This window comes from Pseudofrankia inefficax, from assembly GCF_000166135.1.
GTDB classification, from domain to species: domain Bacteria; phylum Actinomycetota; class Actinomycetes; order Frankiales; family Frankiaceae; genus Pseudofrankia; species Pseudofrankia inefficax.
The window spans coordinates 6,454,590-6,477,806 of the sequence record NC_014666.1 but is presented as its reverse complement, the minus strand read 5'-3'; the positions used below and the strand labels follow the sequence as shown (position 1 = coordinate 6,477,806).

General features: G+C 71.5%; 20 protein-coding genes and 1 pseudogene. 9 read left to right on the top strand and 12 right to left on the bottom strand.

All coding sequences use genetic code 11. From position 1 onward, the window contains the following. Nucleotides 1-9: 9 nt before the first annotated feature. Nucleotides 10-2,166 carry an acetate--CoA ligase family protein gene (locus FRAEUI1C_RS26190; protein ID WP_013426377.1) on the top strand — a complete coding sequence of 719 codons (2,157 nt, stop codon included), beginning with the start codon at nucleotides 10-12 and terminating at the stop codon, nucleotides 2,164-2,166. Nucleotides 2,167-2,193: 27 nt separating this feature from the next. Here the strand turns inward: FRAEUI1C_RS26190 and FRAEUI1C_RS42230 are convergent, their stop codons facing one another. The 4 genes and pseudogenes from FRAEUI1C_RS42230 to FRAEUI1C_RS26175 all read right to left on the bottom strand — a co-directional run bounded on the left by FRAEUI1C_RS42230 (nucleotide 2,194) and on the right by FRAEUI1C_RS26175 (nucleotide 4,188). After that, nucleotides 2,194-2,436 (bottom strand): hypothetical protein, encoded by a 243-nt coding sequence (locus FRAEUI1C_RS42230; protein WP_232425131.1) that lies wholly within the window; start codon nucleotides 2,434-2,436, stop codon nucleotides 2,194-2,196. Nucleotides 2,437-2,442: 6 nt separating this feature from the next. After that, nucleotides 2,443-2,736 (bottom strand): annotated as a pseudogene (locus FRAEUI1C_RS42225) (NUDIX domain-containing protein); the annotation flags it as partial. A 197-nt stretch (nucleotides 2,737-2,933) separates the two neighbouring features. Next, nucleotides 2,934-3,395, bottom strand: a complete 462-nt coding sequence (locus FRAEUI1C_RS26180) for a GNAT family N-acetyltransferase (protein WP_232425130.1) — start codon at nucleotides 3,393-3,395, stop codon at nucleotides 2,934-2,936. Between the two features lie 49 nt (nucleotides 3,396-3,444). Further along, a complete protein-coding gene (locus FRAEUI1C_RS26175) occupies nucleotides 3,445-4,188 on the bottom strand; it encodes a helix-turn-helix domain-containing protein (protein WP_041259654.1) in 744 nt (247 codons plus the stop codon). A gap of 269 nt (nucleotides 4,189-4,457) precedes the next feature. Here FRAEUI1C_RS26175 and FRAEUI1C_RS26170 point away from each other — a divergent pair, with 269 nt between their 5' ends. Further along, nucleotides 4,458-5,780, top strand: coding sequence for an ABC transporter substrate-binding protein (locus FRAEUI1C_RS26170; RefSeq protein ID WP_157735046.1), 1,323 nt, complete (start codon nucleotides 4,458-4,460; stop codon nucleotides 5,778-5,780). Nucleotides 5,781-6,220: 440 nt separating this feature from the next. Here FRAEUI1C_RS26170 and FRAEUI1C_RS26165 read toward each other — a convergent pair whose 3' ends face one another. Together FRAEUI1C_RS26165 and FRAEUI1C_RS26160 are read right to left on the bottom strand one after the other, a co-directional pair. After that, on the bottom strand, nucleotides 6,221-7,474 hold the full coding sequence (locus FRAEUI1C_RS26165) for a CaiB/BaiF CoA transferase family protein (RefSeq protein ID WP_013426372.1): 1,254 nt from the start codon (nucleotides 7,472-7,474) through the stop codon (nucleotides 6,221-6,223). 108 nt (nucleotides 7,475-7,582) lie between these two features. Next, the gene (locus FRAEUI1C_RS26160) at nucleotides 7,583-8,425 is read right to left on the bottom strand and encodes a class I SAM-dependent methyltransferase (RefSeq protein WP_013426371.1); all 843 of its coding nucleotides are present in this window, start codon (nucleotides 8,423-8,425) and stop codon (nucleotides 7,583-7,585) included. A 79-nt stretch (nucleotides 8,426-8,504) separates the two neighbouring features. Between FRAEUI1C_RS26160 and FRAEUI1C_RS26155 the strand changes: the two genes are divergently transcribed. After that, a complete protein-coding gene (locus tag FRAEUI1C_RS26155; RefSeq protein ID WP_013426370.1) occupies nucleotides 8,505-9,062 on the top strand; it encodes a TetR/AcrR family transcriptional regulator in 558 nt (185 codons plus the stop codon). Nucleotides 9,063-9,091: 29 nt separating this feature from the next. Here the strand turns inward: FRAEUI1C_RS26155 and FRAEUI1C_RS26150 are convergent, their stop codons facing one another. From FRAEUI1C_RS26150 to FRAEUI1C_RS26140, 3 genes are read right to left on the bottom strand one after another with little or no spacing between them, the layout of a single operon-like run. Continuing rightward, complete coding sequence (locus FRAEUI1C_RS26150) at nucleotides 9,092-9,580, bottom strand: FAS1-like dehydratase domain-containing protein (RefSeq protein WP_013426369.1); 489 nt, start codon at nucleotides 9,578-9,580, stop codon at nucleotides 9,092-9,094. An 8-nt stretch (nucleotides 9,581-9,588) separates the two neighbouring features. Beyond that, nucleotides 9,589-10,002 (bottom strand): Zn-ribbon domain-containing OB-fold protein, encoded by a 414-nt coding sequence (locus FRAEUI1C_RS26145; RefSeq protein WP_013426368.1) that lies wholly within the window; start codon nucleotides 10,000-10,002, stop codon nucleotides 9,589-9,591. Further along, nucleotides 9,999-10,526: a MaoC family dehydratase gene (locus FRAEUI1C_RS26140; RefSeq protein WP_013426367.1), complete on the bottom strand. Its 528-nt coding sequence runs from the start codon at nucleotides 10,524-10,526 to the stop codon at nucleotides 9,999-10,001. Before FRAEUI1C_RS26140 ends, FRAEUI1C_RS26145 begins: the two co-directional genes overlap by 4 nt. Before the next feature lie 137 nt (nucleotides 10,527-10,663). On the opposite strand from FRAEUI1C_RS26140, the gene FRAEUI1C_RS26135 reads away from it, so the two are divergent. The 4 genes from FRAEUI1C_RS26135 (at nucleotide 10,664) to FRAEUI1C_RS26120 (ending at nucleotide 16,600) form a co-directional block, all read left to right on the top strand. After that, nucleotides 10,664-11,809 carry a thiolase C-terminal domain-containing protein gene (locus FRAEUI1C_RS26135; RefSeq protein ID WP_013426366.1) on the top strand — a complete coding sequence of 382 codons (1,146 nt, stop codon included), beginning with the start codon at nucleotides 10,664-10,666 and terminating at the stop codon, nucleotides 11,807-11,809. 114 nt (nucleotides 11,810-11,923) lie between these two features. Beyond that, nucleotides 11,924-12,739, top strand: coding sequence for an ABC transporter ATP-binding protein (locus tag FRAEUI1C_RS26130; RefSeq protein ID WP_013426365.1), 816 nt, complete (start codon nucleotides 11,924-11,926; stop codon nucleotides 12,737-12,739). Nucleotides 12,740-12,749: 10 nt separating this feature from the next. Continuing rightward, nucleotides 12,750-15,569: an ABC transporter permease subunit gene (locus tag FRAEUI1C_RS26125; protein ID WP_013426364.1), complete on the top strand. Its 2,820-nt coding sequence runs from the start codon at nucleotides 12,750-12,752 to the stop codon at nucleotides 15,567-15,569. A 305-nt stretch (nucleotides 15,570-15,874) separates the two neighbouring features. Continuing rightward, nucleotides 15,875-16,600 (top strand): GntR family transcriptional regulator, encoded by a 726-nt coding sequence (locus FRAEUI1C_RS26120; protein ID WP_013426363.1) that lies wholly within the window; start codon nucleotides 15,875-15,877, stop codon nucleotides 16,598-16,600. A 72-nt stretch (nucleotides 16,601-16,672) separates the two neighbouring features. On the opposite strand, the gene FRAEUI1C_RS26115 is transcribed toward FRAEUI1C_RS26120, so the two are convergent. Continuing rightward, nucleotides 16,673-18,304 carry an AMP-binding protein gene (locus tag FRAEUI1C_RS26115; RefSeq protein WP_013426362.1) on the bottom strand — a complete coding sequence of 544 codons (1,632 nt, stop codon included), beginning with the start codon at nucleotides 18,302-18,304 and terminating at the stop codon, nucleotides 16,673-16,675. Between the two features lie 366 nt (nucleotides 18,305-18,670). Between FRAEUI1C_RS26115 and FRAEUI1C_RS26110 the strand changes: the two genes are divergently transcribed. Both FRAEUI1C_RS26110 and FRAEUI1C_RS26105 read left to right on the top strand, forming a co-directional pair. Further along, a complete protein-coding gene (locus tag FRAEUI1C_RS26110) occupies nucleotides 18,671-19,882 on the top strand; it encodes an acetyl-CoA C-acetyltransferase (RefSeq protein WP_041261479.1) in 1,212 nt (403 codons plus the stop codon). 39 nt (nucleotides 19,883-19,921) lie between these two features. Next, the gene (locus tag FRAEUI1C_RS26105; RefSeq protein ID WP_013426360.1) at nucleotides 19,922-20,731 is read left to right on the top strand and encodes an SDR family NAD(P)-dependent oxidoreductase; all 810 of its coding nucleotides are present in this window, start codon (nucleotides 19,922-19,924) and stop codon (nucleotides 20,729-20,731) included. 26 nt (nucleotides 20,732-20,757) lie between these two features. Here FRAEUI1C_RS26105 and FRAEUI1C_RS26100 read toward each other — a convergent pair whose 3' ends face one another. Together FRAEUI1C_RS26100 and FRAEUI1C_RS26095 are read right to left on the bottom strand one after the other, a co-directional pair. After that, entirely contained in the window at nucleotides 20,758-21,687 is a 930-nt protein-coding gene (locus FRAEUI1C_RS26100) for an aldose 1-epimerase family protein (protein ID WP_013426359.1), read from the bottom strand. Nucleotides 21,688-21,882: 195 nt separating this feature from the next. Then, complete coding sequence (locus tag FRAEUI1C_RS26095) at nucleotides 21,883-22,632, bottom strand: enoyl-CoA hydratase-related protein (RefSeq protein WP_013426358.1); 750 nt, start codon at nucleotides 22,630-22,632, stop codon at nucleotides 21,883-21,885. Between the last annotated feature and the right edge of the window lie 585 nt (nucleotides 22,633-23,217).

Sequence of the window (23,217 nt, the reverse complement as noted above, 5' to 3'; positions counted from 1 at the left end):
AGGATCCTCATGTCCGAGCCGGGGCACCCTGAGCTGCGACAGGTCGACTGGTCGCGGCTGTTCTCCCCGAAGGTCGTCGCGGTCGTCGGGGCGTCCGACACCGCGGGCAGCCCGCAGCGGGCCCAGTGGACCCAGGTCCACCAGCGCCTCGGCGCGCTCGGCGCCGAGGTCATCCCGGTGCACCCGAAGAAGCCGGACATCCTCGGGGTGGCGGCGTATCCGAGCGTCACGGCGCTGCCGGCCGACCCGGACATCGTCATCGTGCTGGTCCGTGACCCGCTGCCGGTCGTCGAGGAGGCCGTCGCGCGGGGCGCGGCGTTCGTCGTCGTCTTCTCGGCCGGCTTCGGCGAGCTCGGCACCGCGGAGGGTGACGCCGCCGAGGCTCGGCTGAAGGAGCTGGCCTCAGGTAAGTCGAGAATCCTCGGGCCGAACACCAACCTGAACATCTTCGAGCCCTGGCCGACCGACCTGCCCAGCCGCAAGAAGCTCGCCATCATCACCCAGTCCGGCTACCAGGGCCGGCCGATCACCCAGTCCCAGGCGCTGGGCACCGGCATCGAGATCTGGGCGACGATCGGCAACGAGGCCGACCTGGAATGGGCCGACTTCGCCGGCTACCTCGCCGAGCACCGGCCCGACGTCGGCGCGATCGCCACCTATGTCGAGGGTTTTCAGAACGGCGAGTCCCTGATGCTCGCCGCCGACGCCTGCGTGCGCGCCGGCATCCCGATCGTCGCCATCAAGATCGGCCGTTCCGAGGAGGGCCGGGTGATGGCCGCCGCGCACACCGGCCACCTCACCGGCCCGGACGCCGTGCACGACGCGGTCTTCGACCAGTACGGCATCATCCGGGTCGACGACCTCGACGAGGTCATCGAGATCTCGAACCTGTTCTGCCAGACGGGCCTGCTCGACGGCCCCGGCGGGATCGCGATCTACGCGATGTCCGGCGGCACCGCCTCTCATGTCGCCGACCTCTTCGGCGCCGCCGGGGTGCGGATTCCCAAGTTCGAGACATCGACCGTCGACGCGCTGGAAAAGTACATCCCCTGGTATCTGCGCCGGGACAATCCCGTCGACTCCGGTGGCGTCATCACCGCCCGCCCGGAGAACCGCGAGGTCCTCCAGCTCATGCTCGACGACCCGAACACCGACGTGCTGTTCGCGCCGATCACCGGTGTCTTCCCCGGCATGAGCGACGCCCTTTCCCGGGATCTCATCGCGCTGCACCAGCGGTTTCTCGCGGGCGAGGGCAAGCCGGTCGTCGCCGCCTGGATCTCGCCGATCCGCGACGACTCCTACCGGGCGCTCTGCGCGGCCGGCGTGCCGGTCTTCCACTCGTTCAACGCGGCCGTGCGCGGCCTTTCCGAGCTCGGCCGCTTCTCCCGGTTCGTCCGCGAGTACCGCAGCCCGTTCGGGATCGAGACCGGCGTTCCGTCCGCCACCGAGCGGGCCGCCGGCGCCGCCGCCGCGCGTGACCTGCTCGCCGGCGCCGCCGGGGTGGGCCTGAACGAGGCCGACTCCAAGAAGGTGCTCGCCGGCTACGGCATCCCGGTAGCGGGGGAGCGGGTCGTCGGGTCTGCCGACGACGCCGTCGCCGCGGCGCGCGAGCTCGGCCTCCCGGTCGTGATGAAGATTGTCTCCGCCGACATCGCGCACAAGTCGGACCTCGGCCTCGTCGTGGTCGGGGTGGCCGACGAGGCGGGCGTCCGCGCGACCTACGAGCGCCTGCTCGCCACCGCCGCGTCCGCCGCGCCCTCGGCGACGCTCGACGGGGTGCTGGTCGCGCAGCAGGTCACCGACGCAGTAGCCGAGGTGATCCTCGGCCTGTCCCACCAGCACCCGTTCGGCCCGACCATCACGTTCGGCCTGGGCGGCGTGTTCACCGAGGTCTTCAAGGACGTGGCCTTCGCGGTCCCGCCCTTCGACGCCGACCGGGCGCGGAAGGTCATCGAGTCGACCAAGGGAGCCATGCTGCTCCATGGCACCCGGGGGCGCCCGGCCGGCGACATCGACGCCCTGGTCGACGTCATCCTGCGGCTCCAGTCGCTCGCGCAGGACCTCGGCGACTCGATCGCCGAGCTCGACATCAACCCCATCCTGGTCCGCCCCGCCGGCAAGGGCGTGGTGGCCGTGGACGCCCTCGTGGTCCCGACGGCGACCTGATCCCGAGGGCGACCTGACCCTGGTTCGTCACGGTCTGGACGCCGGGCGGCGGCCAGGGTCTGGTTCGTCGCGGCGTCCTGATCGTGCCGGCCGGGGGACCAGGTGGCCGGCCGCGGCCCGGTCCAGGATGTCCGTGGCCAGCAGCCGGGTGCCGTCGAGCAGGTCCAGGCCCGGCAGGTCGTCGACCCCGACCCAGCGGAACACGGGTCGTGGCCCCGTTCGAGTGACCGGGCATCCGACGTCGATGAGGCCGACGTACAGATAGTCCACGTGAATGTGAGGTCCCGGCTGCCGGTCGCCCGCCACGGGTTCCTGGACGATCCACCAGGGCACCTGGATTGCTTTCTGCCTACCGATCCCGAAACCGGCCGGCACCGGGACCTGATGGGGTGGAGCTACCAGGACCGCCGAATAGCCGGTTTCCTCCCGTACTGTCCGAAGTACGGCCTGCGCCGGATTCTCGTCCGGTTTGACGTGGCCACCGGGAAGGGTCCACCGGGCCTCGCCGGGACGGCGTACCAGTTCCAGCACCCAACGAGCTTCCGAAGCCGGCCAGCGCAGCAGGAACATGCCAGCCGTGGTGTGACGAATCCTGTTCACGTTTCCAGTCCCCGAATCGCGAGGATGAGGTGCCCGCGTGGCCGACGTCCCGGGGCAGCTGACCTCGGCATCGGTGACGGTAGCGACCGATATGTTCCCATCCAGCTTTCAGCAAGGACCGTACTAAACCTTGGGCTGACCAAACATCAAACGTGTCCGCCGCTGGGTCAAGCCGGCCGGCTGGTGGCTGGTTTGACCCAGCGGCGCCATTCTGGCTGCGGTGCGTATCCCGAGTTTCGCCAGAAGGCGTGGCCGAGCTCGTTGCCCTCGAGCACCATCGCGTCCAGGCGGGTGGCGCCGAGCGCGGTCAGCCTCGACGCGGCCGCTTCCAGCAGGGCCTGCGCGATGCCGCGCCGACGAGCGTCCGGGTGCACTGCCAGGCGATACAGATGCGCTCGCCAGCCGTCCCAACCTGCGACCAGAGTGCCGAGGATCCGGCCGTTCTCCCGCGCGACCAGGCAGGCCTCGCGGTCGCGGGTGAGCAGCGCGCGGACCGCTTCGCGGGTGTCGGTCGGCCGCGCGTCGTTCTCCGCCGCGACCTGCCACAGCGCGAGCAGCTCGTCGACGTCGGCAAGCGTCGCGTGGCTGATGGCGACCGGCGTCGGGTCAGTGGCATCCGGGATCCGCACCACCCGAGGGTAGGGTCGCGCGAGAGCCCCGAAACCAACGCTCGTCCGGCTACTCCGGCCCGAGGTCCCGGGTGGTGAGCGGGCGGCCGGGCAGCGGGGCGGCGGGCTGGGCGCGCAGGCCGTCGAGGACGATCGCGCGGGCGCGCTCGAAGGCGATCTCGGCGTTCTCGTGCGGAGCGCGGTTCAGGCTGTAGGCGACCAGCGAGAGCAGGTGCGCGACGTCGCCCGCGCCGACGTCCGGACGCAGCGACCCCTCGGCCTGCGCCGCGTGGACCAGGCTGTCGAGCGTCTCGGCGTACTCCCGGCGGATCTGCTGGATCGACGGGTCGGCCTGGACCGCCGCGGCCGTCCCCGGGGAGAACAGGGTGGCCAGCCGCATCGTCAGCCGCAGCTCGCGCGGGCTGCTCAGGCTGTGCACGAGAGTCTTCCAGGCTCGCCCTGAACCCGGCGCGCCTGCCGGCCCACGGCCGGTGCCGCCGCTCGGGGCAGTCCCGGGCCGGGCGGTGAGGTCGGGGCCCGTCGCGTCGCGGGCCGGCTCCTCGGCCTCGGCGACCGCGGTGCGGGCGCGGGCCAGCGCGGTCGCGAGGCTGTCGCGGACGACGGCGACGACGAGGGCGTCACGGTCGGGGAACCGCCGGTAGAGCGTGCCGACCCCGACGCCGGCCAGCCGGGCGATCTCCTCCATGGGCACGTCCGGGCCGTCGTCGGCGAAGGCCAGCTTCGCGGTGGCGATGATCCGGTCGCGGTTGCGCCGTGCGTCCGCCCGTAACCGGGTCTCGGGTCCCGTCGCCATGGCCGTGCTCCCTTCCAGAACCATCATGAGCCTCCACTCGCTTGGCCGTGAGCTGGAGAGCCAGGTCGGGGCCGACGTGATGGTGAGAAGGACCAGTTTCGCGGTTCCGGCGTCCTGGCGCCGGCTAGGGTCTCCGAGGACGGCCTCGGTGGAAACTTGACGCAATTCACATAGAGGTCTTGTTGACCCGTTGACGTCGATGTGTTGGTACGCGAGCATTCACTCTCACTCGCCACACCCTGTTACGCCACGAGAGATGGACACCTCGCATGCCTCACCTGGGGATCTCAGCAGGCCCGCGGGCCGTGCCGGACGCCGCGGCGCGCCCGGGCCGGTTACCGAAGCGCGCCCTCGGCTTGACCGCCTTAGCCACCCTGACCGTCACCCTGGCGCTGGCCGCCTGCGGCGGAAGCACCGCGAGCTCCGGGACGTCGCCCGCGGCGACCAGTGCCGGCGCCGCCGCCGACCAGCTGCTCGGCCCGGTCAACCAGGCCAAGGGCACGCCCGTCAAGATCGGCATGATCTCGGACGGGAAGGGTGCCGTCACGGACCTGTCCTTCGAGAGCGCCGTGGCCGACGTGACCGTCAAGTACCTCAACGACCGCAAGGGCGGCCTCGCCGGCCACCCGATCGAGCTGGTCAAGTGCGACACCCTCGCCGACCCGGCCAAGGGCACCGACTGCGCGAACCGCATGGTCGAGGACAACGTGGCCGCGGTCGTCGTCGGCTCCACGGCCGTCAGCGAGGGCATGTGGCCGCCACTGCACCAGGCGCATATCCCGGTGCTGTTCGGCGGCGCCAACTCGGCGTCGATCATGACCGACAAGGACTCGTCGTTCGTCCTCGCGGACGCGCTGTTCGGCCTGGTCACCCTGCCGATCCAGCTGGCCAAGGAACACAAGGTCGACACGGTCTCGGCCGTCGCCATCGACGTGCCGGCCGTCATGAGCATCTACCAGACCATCGCGCCGGCCGCGTTCAAGGCGGCGGGTATCAAGCTCGACGTCGTGGCCGTCCCGCCGGGCACCGCCGACATGACGCCGCAGATGCAGCGGATCGCCGCCGCCGGCCCGCGGGTCGTGCAGGTGATCGGTAGCGACTCGTTCTGCATCGCGGCCCTCAACGGCCTGCACACGGTCGGGTTCACCGGGCCGGTCACGGCCATCGCGCAGTGCATCACCGACGCCACCCGCAAGGCGGTGCCCGGCTCCGTGCTCAAGGGCGTCACCGTGACCGCGACCGCGCCGATCGGGACCGACAACCCGTCCACCCGGCTGTTCGCCGCGGTCGTGAACACATACGGCAAGGACTCGAAAATCGAGATCAACCGGCAGGGCTCGCTGAGCATGTTCACCGTTGTCGCCGCCCTGCAGTCCGCGACCACGGGCCTCACGGGTGACGTCACGCCGGCCTCGATCACCACGGCCATCAAGTCGATGCCCGAGCAGCCGCTGCCGGGCGCCGACCCGATGAAGTTCCAGTGCGGCGGCAAGGCCAATCCGGCGACCCCCGCGGTCTGCGTGAAGGGCGGCCTCGTCACCGACCTCGACCGCAAGGGCGAGCCCACCACCTACCGCGCCGTCGGCGGCTGAGCCCAGCAGGACCGAGAGCTGCGTGACTTACGTGGCACGTAACTCACGTGCCACGTAAGTCAACGCGGGTCCGGCAAGGCCGGCCCGATGGCTTGATCGCCGCCGGTCACACAGAGCAAGTCCACCCGGTCGCGGCCCCGGTCGGGCACCGGTTTCCATACCCAACCGGCGGTCACTGGCCCCGATGGCGGCCGTCTCGGTCCATGATCCCCAACCGGGTATCGAAATCGTCGTCCTGTGTCGTTTTTGTCGTATTTATCCATACCAGGTTTGCGATCAAGAACGATGACCGGCCCCGAACCGGTCGAAGATCGCCGGACTGGTATCCGAACCGGCAGGACGAGGCCGAAAACTGCGATCTTGCTCGTGGCGGGACAAGGCCAACCTCGTCAGACGCGGCGTGAGCGCCCGTTACGGCACCTGGAGCAGGCGCCGGGCGGTCAGATGACGCCGTCGGCGTGGAGGGCGGCCAGGTCGTCGGGGGTGCGGCCGAGCTCGGTGAGGATCGACGTGGTGTGGGCGCCGAGGGCGGGGATGTCGCCCATCGGGAAGGTCCAGTCCTTGTTGACCGGCGGCGGGAGGACAGCCCGGATCGGGCCCGCGGGGGTCGCGACCTCGCGCCAGCGGTCCCGGGCGGCCAGGTGCGGGTGGTCGACGACGTCCGGCACGGTGTTCAGGCGGGCGTTGCCGATGCCGGCCTTGTCGAGCTGGTCCCGGGCGTCCGCGAGCGTCACGCTGCGCGCCCAGGCGGCGAGGTGCACGTCGAGCTCGGCGCGGCGGCGGACCCGGTCGTCGTTCTCGGTGAACCGCTTGTCCTCGGCGAGGTCCGCGCTGCCGAGGATCTCGCGGGCCAGCCGTTGCCATTCGCCGTTGTTCGTCGTGCCGAGCACCAGCACCTGGCCGTCCTTGGTGCGGTAGTTGCCGTAGGGCGAGACCGCGGGGGAGCTGACGCCGTTCGGCTCCTGGACCAGGCCCGAGCCCATGGTGAAGTTCAGCGCGTAGCCCATCCATTCGACGGCCGCGTCGAACAGGCTCACCTGGATCGCGGCGCCCCGGCCGGTCGCGGTGCGGGCGTGCAGTGCGGCGAGCACCGACGTGAGCGTGTACATGCCGCCGCCGATGTCGGCGAGCGGGATGCCGGCCTTCGCGGGGTGGCCCTCGTGGCCGGTGATCGCGCACGAGCCGGACTCGGACTGGACCAGCAGGTCGTACGCCCGCTTGTGCGAGAGCGGCCCGCCGTCGCCGTAGCCCGAGATGTCGACGGCGATGATCCGCGGGAAGCGCTCGACGAGCTGCTCGGCGGCCAGGCCCCGGCGGGCGGCGGCACCGGGCGCCAGGTTCTGGACGACGACGTCCGCCTTCGCGAGCAGCTCCTCCAGCGCCGCGGCGCCGCGCTCGTCGCGCAGGTTGACGGCGAACGACTCCTTGCCCCGGTTCAGCCAGGCGAAGTGCGCGCCGATCTCGTCATGCCAGGCTCCGTCGTAGGAGCGCGCCATGTCGCCGCCGTTGGGGTTCTCCACCTTGATGACGCGGGCACCGAAGTCGGCCAGGTGCCGGGTCGCCAGCGGAGCCGCGACGGCCTGCTCGAAGCCGACGACGAGCAGCCCGGCCAGCGGCAGCGCGCCAGGGCCGGCCTTGGGCTCGACGGGCTCGGCGGAAGGGGCGGACTCGGTCGTCGAGGCGGAAGTCGTCACGTTCGCATCATTCCGTGACGAGCGCCCGCCCGCATTCCGCGCGGCTCCTCGACGCCCAAATGCGACTACCACCACGACGCGCGGCCGCGGCCGGACAGCGCTCGGGGCCTACTGCCCGGGGGCGGTGGCGAAGCTCAACAGAGTGATCGAAGGGCGAAGATCGCGTGGTCCTGGCAGGTTCGCGACCTTCCGGAGCGTCCGTGACCGCCAGGCCTTGCGGCCGGGCGGCGGCTGGAGGTCCTCGGCCGTGGCCACGCCAGGGATCTGGGTGGGCAGGCGGGCGGCCTCGGAGACCGACAGGCTGAACGGCATGGGCGGCGCGGTGTAGCGGTCTGACATGCGGTAGCCCTTCATCGTCCGACTACTGAACGCGGCGGGTATCGAGTCGAAGAACAGCCGCCCGCCGGGGAAACGCGCGGCGCACTCGGCGATCAGGGACATCACCGAGTCGCGTTCGAGGTACATGAACAGGCCCTCGGCGGAGATGAACACGCCACGGCCCGGGTCGGGGACGTCCATCCAGGCGCGGTCCAGCGCCGAGGTCGGCATCGCGGTCAGGCCTGGCTCCTGGGGGAGCAGGCGTCGGCGCAGGTCGATGACAGGCGGCAGGTCGACGGACAGCCAGTCGAGACCGGGTCGTCCCAGGCGCCAGTAGGTGGTCTGCAGACCCTCCCCGAGGGCGACCACCGTGGCGGCGGGATGCCGCTCCAGGTAGCCGCGGATGGCGCTGTCCAGGGCGAGGGCGCGCAGCGGATGGCTCTGGCTGGGCTTGCCGAACCGCTCGAAGTCGTAGTCGATCCCGCGGTACAGGCGCTCCGCCAGCGGGTCGTCGAACGCCGAGCCCGGATGCATCGACTCCTCGGCGCGGTTGCGCAGCGTCCACAGGCACGTGGCAGCCACCCCATCCAGGGCCGCGCCGTCGATCCTGCCGTCGGTCTTGCCATCGGTCATGACCACTCCAGCCGCTACCGTAGGTTTCGCTACCCGAGGTATCGAAACCTACGGTAGCGAAAACAGGTAGCGTGTGGCAATGGCATCGGCGACTTCCGCCAGATCACCCGGCCGCCCGCGCGCCGGCGTCCACGCCGCGGTGTTCGCCGCCACGCTGAGCACGGTCCACGAACTCGGCTACGCGCAGGCCACTGTCGAGCGCATCGCCGCGGCGGCAGGCGTCGCCAAGACGACGATCTACCGGCGCTGGCCGTCCAAGGGCGAGCTGATCGTGGACTGCCTGCTGGACGCGTTCGGCCCGGCGCCACTGGAGGGCGGCGGCAAGGCCGAGATCATGTCCTCGGCCATCCACTGGGTCGCGGCGAAGATCGGCGAACCCGGGGTCGGCGACGCGTTCGCCGGTGTGTTCAGCGACGCGGTCAGCGATCCGGCTCTGCGCGAGATCCTGTCCGCGCGGCTGCAGGACCCCTATCGGCTCGCGCTCCAGGACGCACTCGGCGAACCGGAGCACCGGGTCCTGTTCTTCGTCGACGTGGTGGTCGGAACCCTGCTCCACCGGATGGGCATGACCGGCGAGCCGATGGTCGACGCCGACGTCGCCGCGCTGTCCGAGATGGTCCTCGCCGTGCTCGGCTGAAGGTCGTGCTCGGCTGAGGGTCCTGCCGGCTAGGCGCGGTGCAGGAGGGTCATGACCTCGGTGACGAGGAGCTCGCCAGCCTCGTCACGGGTGTCGGTCCGGATGCTGACGAAGGTCAGCTGCTTGCCCCGGCTGTTGGTGGTGACCCGGACGTCCTCGACCCGCCCGTTGACGTGGACGGTCGAGCCGGCCAGCACCGGGCGGTGGTAGGTGAACTCCTGCTCGGCGTGCAGGATCAGCCCGCCGTCCTTGCGCAGCTCGGCGATGACCTCGGCGACATCGAGGGCTCCAGCGGGCTGCTCGGGCTGGAGGTCCTCGAACGCGCCGATCAGCCGGGCGGCGAAGGTGAACGTCGGCGGCGCGGGGATGGCGTCGAAGCCCGCCGCGGCGGCGGCGTCCGCGCGGCGGTAGACCGGCGAGGTGTCGGTGACGGCCGCGGCGAAGGCGGCGACGGCGCCGCGCTCCACGACGACGGTCGCCGCGGGCAGCTCGGTGCCGATCAGGTCGGTGACGGTCACGGGATTCCTCAGCCAGGGATGCGGAAGACGGGGATGGTCAGGTCTGCCTCGTCGTCGTGCTGGAAGTCGACCGTCACCCGCATGCCGATGGTGAGGTCTGCCTCGGCCGCGTCGACGATCGTGGTCTCCAGGCGGGGGCCCTCGTCGAGGTCCACGATCGCCGCGAGGTACGGGACCCGGCTCTTGAACGGAGGCAGGTCGTTCGAGCGGACCTCGGACCAGGTGTAGAGGGTGCCAGTGCCGGCGGCCCGCTCCCAGGTGACGTTCTCGCTCCAGCAGGCGGGGCAGAACGGCCGCGGGTAGAGGTGCGCCTTCCCGCAGTCACCGCAGCGGCGGATCAGCAGCTCGCCCTTGCGGGCGGCCTCCCACCAGGGAGCGGTCTCCTCCTCGATCGTCGGCAGGTCGAACCGCGGACCGCTCATGCCTGACTCCTGTCTTTCTCAGGGCCGAGTGCGGGCCTCGCCGACGGCGTGTCCGCCGCTGGCGTGCTGGCTGGCCTGCGGGCGGGGGACGCCACGGCGGACCCGGCGACGACGGTGGCCCCGTCCCCATTGAGGACCTGGCAGTCCAGCTCGACCAGGCCGGTCGTCTCGTCCCGGCCGGTGACCGTGATGTCGGTCGACAGGACGTCGTCCGGCCACGCCTGGGTGGTGAAACGGACCTTGTAGCCGCGCAGGTTGCCGATGCCGACGAGGTCGGTCAGCGCCGTCGCGAGCAGGCCCGCGCTGAACATGCCGTGGCCGAAGACGCTCTTCATCCCGGCCGCGCGAGCCCGCTCGTCGTCGTGGTGCATCGGGTTGAAGTCGCGGGACGCGCCCGCGTACCGGACCAGGTCCGTGCGGGTGAGCCGCAGCGTGCGTACCGGTGCCTTGCCGCCGACCTCAAGGTCCTCGAAGTAGACGCCCTTTTCCGAAGCGTCGTTGTCCGAGGCGGTGACCGATCCCATAATCGCATAGTATATACAAACTGCAGTCCCGGGGCAGGTGGCAGCCGTCGAACGGCCGGCCCACCGCGACCGGCCGGGACCGCGAACCTGGGCTGCCGACACCGGCAGCCGGAGCTGGATGAGCCACGGGAGGGCGTATGCCGGGCGAGGTGGCTGTCGTCGGGGCGGCGCTGTCGGACTGCGGGCGGGTCGACACGGCCACGCCGTTCGCGCTGCACTACCAGGCGGCGGCGCGCGCGCTGGCCGACGCGGGCCTCAGCCACGCCGACGTCGACGGCTTCGGCTCGACCGGGCTGGGCGTACTGCAGCCGGTCGAGCTCGCCGAGTACCTCGGGCTGCGGCCGACCTGGGTCGACTCGACCGCCGTCGGCGGGTCGACCTGGGAGGTCATGGTCGAGCACGCCGTCGACGCGATCAGGGCCGGCACCGCGAAGACCGTCCTGCTGGTCTACGGCTCGACGGCCCGCGCCGACCTCAAGAAGCGGCTGCGCACGGCGAACCTGTCGCTGTCGACCCGCGGCCCGAGCCAGTTCGAGGCGCCGTGGGGCCACACCCTGATCGCCAAGTACGCGATGACGGCGCGACGGCACATGCACGAGTTCGGCACGACGATCGAACAGTTCGCGAACATCTCCGTGGACACCAGGTACAACGCCGGGCTGAACCCCGACGCGATGTACCGGGATCCGATAACCGTGGACGACGTGCTGTCGGCGCCGATGGTGGCGACACCGTTCACCAAGCTGCACTGCTGCATTCGCAGCGACGGCGGCGGGGCCGTCGTGCTGACGGCCGCCGACCGGGCCGCCGACCTGGGGCGCCCGGTCGTGCGGGTGCTCGGCACCGGCACCGCCAGCAACGTCACGACTATGTCGGAGTGGACCGACTTCACGGTCTCGCCGGCGGCCGTGTCCGGGAAGCTCGCGTTCGAGCGGGCCGGCCTCACCCCGGCGGACGTGGACGTCTGCCAGTTCTACGACTCGTTCACCTCGACCGTCCTGCTCACCTTCGAGGCGCTCGGCTTCTGCGGCCGAGGTGAGGGCGGGGCCTACCTCGAGGGCGGGACCATGCGCGTCGGTGGCCGAATGCCGACGAACACCGACGGCGGCGGGCTTTCGTCGTGCCATCCGGGCATGCGCGGCATCTTCCTCCTGGTGGAGGCCGTGAAGCAGCTGCGCGGCGAGGCCACCGGCCGGCAGGTGCCGCATGCGCGGGTGGCGTGCGTGAACGGCACCGGCGGCTGGTTCTCCTCGACCTCGACGGTGCTGCTCGGCGTCGACTAGTCCAGCGACTAGTACTTGTTACCGTGCGGTGAGATTGCATATAGTATCCACTATCACACCTGGTCTGGCGCGACAGATCCCGTGCGGCCCGGTGATCCACCCTCTGGAGGCCTCATGCCGTCTGGCGTCTCGAAGCCAGCACCGGCCGCGACCACGCCGGCGGCGACCGGTGACCGGCCCCTGCTGCGGCTGACCGGCATCAGCAAGCGCTTCGGTGGCGTCCAGGCGCTCACCGACGTCTCACTGGACGTCACCGCCGGGACCGTGCGCGGTCTGATCGGTCCGAACGGCGCCGGGAAGACGACGCTGTTCGACGTCATCTCCGGCATCACCCCGGCGACGACCGGCCGGGTCGAGTTCGCCGGCCAGGACGTCACCCGGCAGGGCTCGACCGGCCGCGCTCGCCTCGGCATGCGCCGCACCTTCCAGCGCGCCCAGGTCTTCAGCTGGCTGTCGGTGGAGGACAACGTGCTGGCCGCGCTGGAGTGGCACGGCGGCGGGGGTGGTGTGCTCGCCGACCTGGTCGCCTGGCCGAAGCGTCGCTCGCTGGAGAAGGCCCGCCGCGAGCGGGTCGACGAGGTGCTCGAGTGGTGCGGCCTGGCCGACAGCCGCCGGGTGGCCGCCGGCTCGCTGCCGCTCGGCCTCCAGCGGCTGGTCGAGCTCGCCCGGGCGATCGTCGACGAGCCCCGGCTACTGCTGCTGGACGAGCCGACCTCCGGGCTCGACCACGGCGAGTCCGACCGGTTCGGGGAGCTGATCCAGTCGCTGCGCGGCAGAGGCGCCGCGGTGCTCCTGGTCGAGCACGACGCGGGGTTCGTCATGCGGATGTGTGACCGGATCGCCGTACTCAACCTCGGTTCCGTGCTCGCGGAGGGCACGCCGGCCGAGATCCAGGCCGACGAGGCCGTCCGCGACGCCTATCTCGGCTGAGGAGAATTTCGTGACCGAGTTCGTCAACCTGGTGGTCGCGGGGCTGGTCACCGGCGCCCTTTATGCGATCCTCGCGTCCGGCCTCACCCTGAGCTATCAGACGTCCGGGGTCTTCAACTTCGGCCAGGGCGGTGTCGCCTTCTCGACCGCCTACCTGTTCTTCCAGCTGAACACCGGCCAGAAGCTGCCGGTCGTGGTGAGCGCGATCATCTGTATCGGCATCTTCGCGCCGCTGCTCGGCTGGGTGCTGCACTTAGTGCTGTTCAACCCGCTGCGGGAGTCGTCGATCGCGGCGAAGATGGTCGCGTCGCTCGGCCTGCTCATCGCGCTCCCGTCGCTCGGGCTCTGGATCGTCGCCCTGCTCAAGGACTGGCTGAATCTTTCCAGCTGTTCGCAGCAGAACCCGAAGGCCCGGTGCGTTCCCGAGATCGAGGACGTCTTCCGGATTCCGGGCCTCGGCCCGAGCCCGAAGAAGATCCACTCGATCGGCAACGGCCTGATCATCGACAGCGACCAGCTGTCGATGCTCGGCGCGGCGGTCTTCGCGGCCGTCCTGCTGTGGTACCTGGTCCGGCACACCCGGATCGGCCTGGAGATGCGGGCCGCGGTCAGCCGGCCGAACCTCGCGGCGCTGCGCGGCGTCGACCCGGACCGCGCGTCCGCGGTCTCCTGGATCACGTCCTGCGGGCTGGCCGGCCTGGTCGGCGTGCTGCTCGCGCCGATGTTCGGCCTCAGCTCGTTCAGCTACACGACGCTGCTGTTCATCTCGATCCCCGCGGTCGTGCTCGGCCGGATGGCCTCGATCCCGATCGCGATGCTCGGCGGCCTGCTCCTCGGTGTCGTGCAGAACCTCGTCAACGGCTACGTCACCCTGGACATCACCGGGTTCCCCACGGCCGTGCCGTTCATCATCCTGTTCGGCCTGCTGATCTACTTCGGTGCCGAGCGGGGCCGCAGCGCCGGCACGACGCTGGAGGAGAAGCCGTCCGCCGACGAGCTCGGTGTCGACGCCGCGCGGTGGCGGCGCCGGACGCTGTGGTCGATCGCCGTGGTCGGCCTGCTCGCCTACACCGCCTGGGGGGCGACCGACTTCTGGGCCGGCCTGCTCGCCCAGGGCCTGGCGACGGCGATCGTGCTGCTGTCCTTCACCGTCGTCACCGGCATCGGTGGCATGGTGAGCCTCGCGCAGGCGGCCTTCGTGCTGTCCGGGGCCTTCACCGCCGGCATCCTGCTGGGGCACGGGGTGCCGTTCGTGCCCGCGCTGATCGCGGGCACCCTGGTCTCGGCGTTCGTCGGCCTCGTCGTCGCGCTGCCGACCCGCCGGCTCGGCGGCCTGCCGCTGGCGCTCTCGACGCTCGCGCTCGCGTTCATCGGCGAGAACCTGCTGTTCCAGATCCACAGCATCTCCAACGGCTCCAGCGGCTGGCCGGTGACCCCGCCGAGGATCGGCGGCCTCGACACGTCCAACCCACGCTGGCTCGTGCTGCTGCTGGTGCTTCTGGTCGGCCTCGGGGTCTGGGTCGTGCACGCGCTGCGCTCCTCCAGCACGGGCCGGGCGATGCTGGCCGTCCGTTCCTCCGAGGTGGGTGCCCGTACCAGCGGCATCGCCGTCGACCGGATGAAGCTGCTGCTGTTCGTCATCTCGGCGGGCATCGCGGGATTCGGCGGCGTGATGCTGGCCGCGGCCCACGGCAGGGTGACCCGGACCGACTTCACCGTGCTGCTCGGGCTGGTCTGGCTGGCGACGACGGTGACCCTGTCGATCCGCCGACCTGCCGGCGCGGTGCTGGCCGGACTCGTCTCGGCGCTCGCCCCGCAGGTGCTGGAGCATGTCCCGGCGTCCACCTACTTCATGCAGATGGTGTTCGGCCTCGGCGCGATCTCACTGGCCCGTGACCCGGACGGCGGCCTCGCCGCCGGTTCCCGGGCCCGGCGCGAGTGGGCCGTCCGCCGGGCCGCGAAGGCGGCCGCGGCGAGGCACGTCCCGGTCGCGACGACCGCCCCGGCCGCCTCGTTCGACGCGGGCGCCGCCGACGCCGCCGAGCCGGTGCTGCGGGTCTCCGGCCTGAAGGCCGGCTACGGCGAGATCGAGGTGCTGCACGGGCTCGACCTGACCATCGGTGCCGGCCAGGCGGTCGCGCTGCTGGGCAGCAACGGCGCGGGCAAGACGACGCTGTGCTCGGTCGTCGGCGGCCTGGTCGAGGCGCGTGCCGGCTCGGTCTGGCTCGCCGGCCGCGACGTCACGCAGGTGCCGGCGCGCCGGCGCGAGCGGGACAGCGTCTATCTGGCGCCCGAGGGGCGGGGTATCTTCCCCGACCTGACCGTCGAGGAGAACCTCACGATCTGGCTGCGGGACGCGGCAGAGCGGGAGGCCGCCTTCGACGCCTTCCCGGTGCTCAAGACCCGCCGCGGCCAGGCCGCCGGCACCATGTCCGGCGGCGAGCAGCAGATGCTCACCCTGGCGCCGGCGCTGGTCCGCCCGCCGAAGCTGCTGGTGGCCGACGAGCCGTCGCTCGGCCTGGCGCCGCTCATCATCGAGCAGATCTTCGCGGCACTGGGCGCGCTGCAGAGCCGGGGCACCGCACTGCTCATCGCCGAGGAGAAGACCCGCGACGCGCTCGCGATCGCCGACCGGGTCGCCTTCCTCACCGTCGGCCACATCACCTGGACCGGGCCGTCGGCCGAGGTCGACGCCGACCGGCTGGCGACCGCCTACCTGGGTATCGCGCCCGACGCGCCCGGCGCCGCCGTCTCGTCGGCGACGGCCCCGATCGGGCGTCGCGATGCCGTCGCGACCTCGGGTGCGCCGGGCCGGGACGGGGAGGACTGATCCGTCCCGTTTCCCGGTGCATTTCGAACGCGCGGGTCGACACTCGGGACGAACGCGCGGGGAGCCGGCAACGGGCCTTTGCGGCACGTCCCGTGGGATCAGTGCGAAGGGTCACAGGACTAGCCGGACGTGATGGATCTAATGCGCGCACCGAACACCGAGGTCCGCGTTGTCGGAGCAGTGCGGTCGTATACTTCCTGCAACTTCGCGGTCCGCTGCTCGCGACATGACTCGATCGGCTGGCTCGATCAGGTGAACGGGCGCGCGCAACGGACACCCTCGCCCTCAGCTGAAGGAGCACGGTCATCCCTCCCAACCGTCGGACGGCGACCGCCGTAAGCCCGCTTTCGCACCATGCCCCGGGCAAACGGTCCGTTGTCGACCGCAGGAGCAGCGGCAGCCAGGTCGCCGACCATATCCGGGGCCTGATCTTCGCCGGAACCCTCCGCCAGGGTGACCACGTCCGCCAGGACGAGATCGCGGAGGAGCTGGGCGTCAGCCGCATCCCGGTGCGCGAGGCGATGATCGCGCTGGAGAGCGAGGGCTGGATCTCGATCGAGCCGCACCGCGGCGCGTTCGTGCACGGCCTGGACCTGAACTCGGTGCGCGATCACTACGCGCTGCTCGGCCAGCTGTACGGGCTGGCCGCCGAGCGGGCGACCGAGCGTGGTGACGAGGACGGGATCGAGGCGCTGGCCGCGGCCGAGCGCGCGCTGCGTGACGCCGAGGACCCGGAAGACATCCTGCACGCGAACGAGGCGTATCTCCGGCAGATTTTCGCGATGGCGCACTCGCCGCGGCTGTCGTCGTTCGGCCGGCTGATGACCGGGGTCATTCCGGGGAACTTCTTCGCGCTCGTTCCCGGCACGATCCAGCCGCAGAAGCGGGGTATTGCCGCCGTCAACCGGGCCATCAAGGCCGGCAATGGCGTAAAGGCCTCCCAGGAGTTCGTGCGGATGCTGCGCGGCCACGGCGACCTCGTCGTCGACCTGCTGCAGTCCCGGAACATCCTCTGGGCGCCGGAGAATTAGCCGCTCTGCCGGGTCCTCGCCTCGCTCGTTCCCGCCGGGAACGAGCGAGGCGATCGTCGTTGAGCCGGCGGGTCAGCGCTTCTCGTAGGTGACACCGGCGGCCTCGGCGTCCCAGGTGCCGGCGGTGACGCCCTCGGCGCGCAGCTCGCGCTTCAGGACGCGGCCGACCGGGCTGCGCGGCAGCTCGGACCGGAACTCGATATAGCGCGGGATCGCGAAGTACGGCAGGGCGTCCACGCACCAGCGGAAAAGCGCCTCAGGGGTGAGTGCGGCCCCCTCGACCAGGGTCGCGGTCACCTTGACGTCGTCCTCGGTGAGCTTGCTGAAGACGGCGTGCACGGCCACGTCGGCGATGTCGCCGTGGCCCATGATGACGCGCTCGACCTCGAAGCTGGAGATGTTCTCGCCGCGACGGCGCAGGTAGTCGGCCTTGCGGTCCACGAAGAACAGGAAGTCCTCCTCGTCGACCCGGCCGATGTCGCCGGTGTGGTACCACCAGTTCCGGCTGGTCTCGACGGTCGCCTCCGGCCGGCCCCAGTAGCCCTCGAACATCACGTGGGCGAGCCGCGGCCGGACGACGATCTCGCCGTCGGTGCCGCGCGGCAGCTCGTTGTCGTCGTCGTCGAAGATCCGGACGTCGAAGTAGTCCTTGTTGATCATTCCGGCGGCGCTCGGCTTGTTGCGGACGCCGGTCGGCAGCGAGGAGATGAGGCTTGCCTCGGTGACGCCGTAGGCGCCGGAGAACGTGTCGATGCCGAACCTGCCGCGGATGATGTCGTCCACCTCGGGTGGCAGCGGCGCGGCGCCCATCATCCGCAGCGAGGTGTTCGCCTCGGGGGCGCCCGACTTCGGCATCTCCGGCCGGTCGACGTCATGGGCGAGCAGGTAGGCCATCGTGCCCAGGGTCGACGTGAGGGTCGCCTGGGCGCGGTTCATCTCGGGCCAGAAGTTCGACACCGAGAACCGCCGGTAGATCGCCGAGCGCCCGCCGAAGACCAGTGCGCCGATCACCGCGGTGGTCAGCGCGTTGAAGTGGAACAGCGGCAGCGGCGTCCACAGCACGTCGTCCGCGGTCCGGCCCCAGGTGACGCCGATCTGGGTGGCCAGCGCCTCGTGGTAGTTGTGGCTGAGCATGCAGCCCTTCGACGGGCCGGTCGTCCCGCCGGTGTAGATGAAGGTCGCCAGGTCCGCTGGCCGTCGGTCGACCGGGGCGGCCAGCGGGGCGGTCGTCAGCAGGTCGTCCCAGCGGTGCCCGGTGCTGCCTGGGAACTCGGGCAGGTCCGGCCCGGTGACGACGACATGCGCCAGCGCGTCGAGGTCGCCCGTGACGGCCACGGCCCGGTCCGCGAGGTCGCCCGCGATGACGAGCACCGTGGCGCCGGAGTCGCGCAGCTGATGGCGCAGGTACTCGCCCTTGTACGCCGTGTTGATCGGCACCGCGATGCCGCCGGCCCACTGGGTGCCCCACCAGACGAGCAGCGCCTCGGGCGAGTTCTCGATCAGGCTCGCGACCCGGTCGCCGGGCCGCACCCCCAGCTCGACCAGCGCCGCGCCGAGCGCGGCCGCGGCCCGGGCGACGTCGGCGGCGCTGAACGTGGTGCCGCCGACGTCGAGGTACTCCGAGTCCGGGTCCTTCTCGACGCGCGCCAGCAACAGCGCTGTGGTCGTGTGCCGGGGGGCGCTGCCCCACACGCCGTCGGTCACGTGGCTCTCCCGCTTCTCGTGGTCGCCAGAGATTGTATAAGTTATCCGACTTTCGGTCGCACTCCGAGTGCGCTCGGACCTCGGTTGCATATTGTATGTAATCCTGCGTAGGATGCGCGTCGGGCCTGCCGCCGAGCGCCGGTCGGCGGCAGGCCCTCGCAGGGTCGCTCGTCCCGTGCGCGGTGCGGGTCGCACCGGTCGAGGCGGCCAGGGCTGTTCCTCACCGTCGGCGCGGCAGCGGGCAGCTGGCCGATCGATCGGAAGCCAGCCGCGGCCCCACCCGGCTAACGTGCGGGCGGGGGCCGAATGCCCGTGGCCGGGGTGACCGCCCGGGTGGCCCGAGTCGTCTGGCGGTGGAGGGACTTCATGCGTGACGCCGTGATCTGTAGCCCGGTGCGGACGCCCGTCGGTGGGTACGGCGGCGCCCTGCGGCCGCTCGCCGCCCACGAGCTGGGCGCGGCCGTGCTGCGCGGGCTCGTCGAGCGGACGAACCTGGATCCGGCGGACGTCGACGACGTCCTGTTCGGCTGCTGCTACCCGTCGATGGAGGCCCCCGCGCTCGGCCGGGTGGTCGGGCTCGACGCGGGCCTGGGCGTCGAGGTCCCGGGCCTGCAGCTCGACCGGCGCTGCGGGTCCGGCGTGCAGGCCATGACGCTGGGCGCCATGCAGGTGCAGACCGGGGTGGCCGATCTGGTCATCGCCGGCGGCGCCGAGAGCATGAGCAACGCGCCGTTCTTCTCCCACGAGGGCCGCTGGGGCATCCGCGGCGCGGGGCTGACCTTCCACGACGCCCTCGCCCGGGGCCGCGTCACCGCCGGCGGCAAGAACTTCCCGGTCCCCGGGGGCATGATCGAGACGGCGGAGAACCTGCGCCGCGAGTACAGCATCTCCCGCGCCGAGCAGGACGAGCTGGCGCTGCGCTCGCACCAGCGGGCCGTCGCCGCGCAGCGGGCCGGCCTGTTCGACGACGAGATCATCCCGGTGACCGTCCCGGGCAGGAAGCAGGACGTCGTCGTCACCGCCGACGAGCACCCCCGCCCGGACAGCTCGCTGGAGACCCTGGCCCGGCTCAAGCCGATCATGGGCAAGGCGGACCCCGAGGCCACCGTCACCGCCGGGAACGCCAGCGGCCAGAACGACGGCGCCTCGGCCTGCGTCGTCACCCATCCGGCCGAGGCCGAGCGGCTCGGGCTGCGCCCGCTGGCCCGGCTCGTCTCCTGGGCCGTGGCCGGAGTGCCGCCGCGGACGATGGGCATCGGCCCGGTCCCGGCGACGGCCAAGGCGCTGGAGCGGGCCGGCCTGAAGCTCGCGGACATCGACCTGATCGAGCTCAACGAGGCGTTCGCCGCCCAGGTGCTGGCCTGCACCCGCGAGTGGGGCTTCACCGAGTCCGACTGGGACCGGTTCAACGTCAACGGCTCGGGGATCTCCCTCGGCCACCCCGTCGCCGCCACCGGGGGCCGGATCCTGGCCACCCTGCTGCACGAGATGCACCGCAGGGACGCCCGCTACGCCCTGGAGACCCTGTGCATCGGCGGCGGCCAGGGCATCGCCGCCATCTTCGAGAAGATCGACTGACCGGCACGCATCGACCGACCAGCACGCGGGAGGAACGGCATGGACCTGGGTCTGGGCGGCGCGGCCGTCGTCGTCAGCGGTGGCTCGAAGGGGATGGGCCGGGCGGCGGTCGAGCGCTTCGCCCGTGAGGGCGCTCGGGTGGCGATCCTCGCCCGCGGCAAGGCGGCGCTCGACGAGACGGCCGAGCGCGCGCTCGCGCTCGGCGCGGCCGAGGCGTTCGGCATCGGCACCGACCTCACCGACAGCGCCTCGGTGACGGCCGCCCTGGACGAGGTCGGCGCCCGGTGGGGCTCGCTCAACGTGCTGGTCAACGCGGCCGGGCCGGTCGAGTCCGGCCTCAAGGGCTTCGAGGGCTCCGACGACGCAGAGTGGATCGCCACGCTGGAGATCGGCACGCTCTCGGCCGTGCGCACCGTGCGCGCCGCCCTGCCGCTGCTGCGCGCCGCCGAGTGGGCCCGCGTCGTGAACGTCTCGGCGCACTCGACCCGCCGTCAGTCACCGGGCCTGATCGCGTACACGGCGTCGAAGGCGGCGCTGACCAGCCTCAGCAAGAACCTGGCGCAGACCCTCGCGCCCGAGGGAATCCTGGTCAACACCGTCTCGCCCGGGTCGTTCCTGTCCGAGGGGATGAAGGGCTACCTGCGGGCGCTACCGGCCGAGCGCGGTATCGACCCCGACAGCCTCACCGACGCGATGCGCGTCATCAAGGAGGACTTCGGCCATCCGGCCTTCCTGCCGCGGGCCGGCGACCCGGCGGAGATCGGCCCGGTCATCGCCTTCGCCGGCTCCCGCCTCAACACCTACATGACCGGCGCAGACATCAACGTCGACGGCGGCAGCGACTTCTAGCGAGCAGCCGACCCGGCGACGTCGGCCTACAGGGTCGGGGTGATGCCCCAGGTGCCGGTGAAGGTCTCGCCTGGTTCGAGGGTGCGCAGGCCGTGGCCGCTGTTGAAGGCGTCGGCGGGACAGGTCTGCGGCTCGACGGCGATGCTGCGCCGCCGTTGGTCGGCGCTGAGCGTGTCGCCGGTGAACACCTGGATGTACTCCCAGGCCTCGTCCATCCAGACGGTCACCGCGCCGCCGTCGCCCGCCAGGATGACCCTGGCCCTGCCGTCCGGGTCGCGGCGCAGCTCCGAGAAGCAGTGGTCGATGACGAGATCGCCGACCTGGCGGGGGGCGCGGAAGTCGTACGGCCCGTCGGCGACCTTTTCGTCGCCGTTCGGGATCAGGGCCTCGTCCACCAGCAGCCGGCGCTCGGCCGGCACGGTGAGCAGCGCGTCGTCGGCGCGGGCCGGCGTGCCGTTCGGCCCCGGGACGTAGAGGTAGGGATGGGCGCCCATGCCGACCGGGGCGGGGCGGGCGCTCAGGTTGGTCGCCGTCATCGCCACGGTCAGGCCGTCGTCCCCGAGCACGTAGGCAGCCCGGAACGCGACGGTGAACGGATAACCACTCTGCGCGCGGACGATGAACGACGCGGTCGCCGTGGCCGGGCCGACCCGCTCCAGCTCCCAGGCCGACCAGCGGCCCAGGCCGTGGATCGCGTTGCCCGTCTTCGCCTCGCTGATCGCCAGCTGCAGGGTCGCGTCGTCCCAGCGGTAACGGCCTCCGGCGATCCGGTTCGGCCACGGCACGAGCAGCTGGCCGCGGCCGTGGCTGGCCATGGCGTCGACGGGATAACCGTCGAGCACGGCGACACCGCCGACCCGATAGTCACGCGGGCCGCCCCCGACCTCGACGATCGTGACCGCGGCGTCCCCGTGCACGAGCTCCAGCTGACGCCCCGACGGCGCGATCGGATCCATCGGGCCAGTATCGCGACGTCGGCGCCCAGCGTCCGCCGGACGCCCGACCACTCCCCGTCATGTCGGGGCCCGGCCTTGCCCCACCGGCCGGTCATGATCGCCGTTTCAGCCCTCGAATGGTCGCGGCCGGAGGACTTTTACGACCACGCGAGGGCCAAAACGGCGATCATCCCGCCGAGCGCCGAGCGGGGAAGATCAGTGGCCGACCCAGTTCGGCTTGCGCTTCTGGGCGAACGCGGTCGCGCCCTCCTTGGCGTCGTCGCTGGCGAAGACGGGGGCGACGGCCTTGCCGATGGCGTCCCAGTCGGCGGCCGGGACCTCGCCGACCATCAGCGCCTTCGTGACCTGGACGGCGAGCGGGCCGTTGTCGGCGATGGCCTCGGCGATCTCCAGGGCGGCCGCCAGCACCTCGGCGGCCGGGACGACCCGGCTGACCAGGCCGACCTCATAGAGCCGGGAGGCCTGGACCGGCTTGCCGGTCAGGCCCAGCTCCAGCGCGAAGGCGAGCGGAACCCGGGTCGGCAGCCGGGTGCCGCCACCGGCGGCGATGAGGCCGCGGGACACCTCGGGCAGGCCGAACTTCGCCGTCTCGGCCGCGACGATGATGTCGCAGAACATCGCCAGCTCGAAGCCGCCACCGACCGCGGTCCCGTTCACCGCCGCGACGACCGGCTTGGGGAAGGCCTGGCGCATGAAGACACCCAGACCGGGGCCCTGCACCTCCATGGCACCCGGGGTCATGAACGCCTTGAGGTCCATGCCGGCACAGAAGATCTTCTCGCCGGCGGCGGTGAGGACCACCACCCGGACCTCGGGGTCCTTCGCCGCCTCCTCGAAGGCGTAGCCGATCCCGGTCATGGTCGCGCCGTCGAGCGAGTTGCCGGCCTGCGGCCGGTTGATCGTGACGACGGTGATCGGGCCGCGCCGTTCGACGTCGACGGACATGGGCAGCTCCTTCGCGGGACGCCCGCCGGGAGCCTCGTGAGGCCGGCGGGGCGCGGAATGTCGGGTGAGGTGGTCGCGCCAGGTGCCGGCCGCCCTGGGGAGGCCGTCCGCGACCGTAGTCGCCATAGAATCACATTCTCGCCCGGCGGAAAAGTGATGCCACGCGGTGATAGTGCACTCGCGCTAATTCGGCAGGCGACGACCCGATTGCGTGGATACCCGTCGGCGTTGAGACGCGCGCAATCTGAAATGCAATTCTATCGACCAATCGCGGGCTACCCCACTCACTCCCCGGCCGGGCCGCTCCGGCTGGGCTCCGCCGTTCGCGCAGATCACGGCTGTCGGCCCAGCCCGATCGACGCCCGCCCCGGGTACCACCGTAGAACGGCAATCTGGCAAGCCGAATCGGGGTTCGAGGCGGCGAGTAGTCGTTTCGGAGCGGTCGTGGTGATCTCGATCCTGCGTGGATCTGTGGCTTCCGCGCCCGGCCCCCCGGGCAGGCCTGTGACGATCGCTTCGAACGGTTGCGCGGGTAGACCAGTGGGTGCAAGCGTCTAACCACCGACTGCCCTGAGCTGGGCAAGG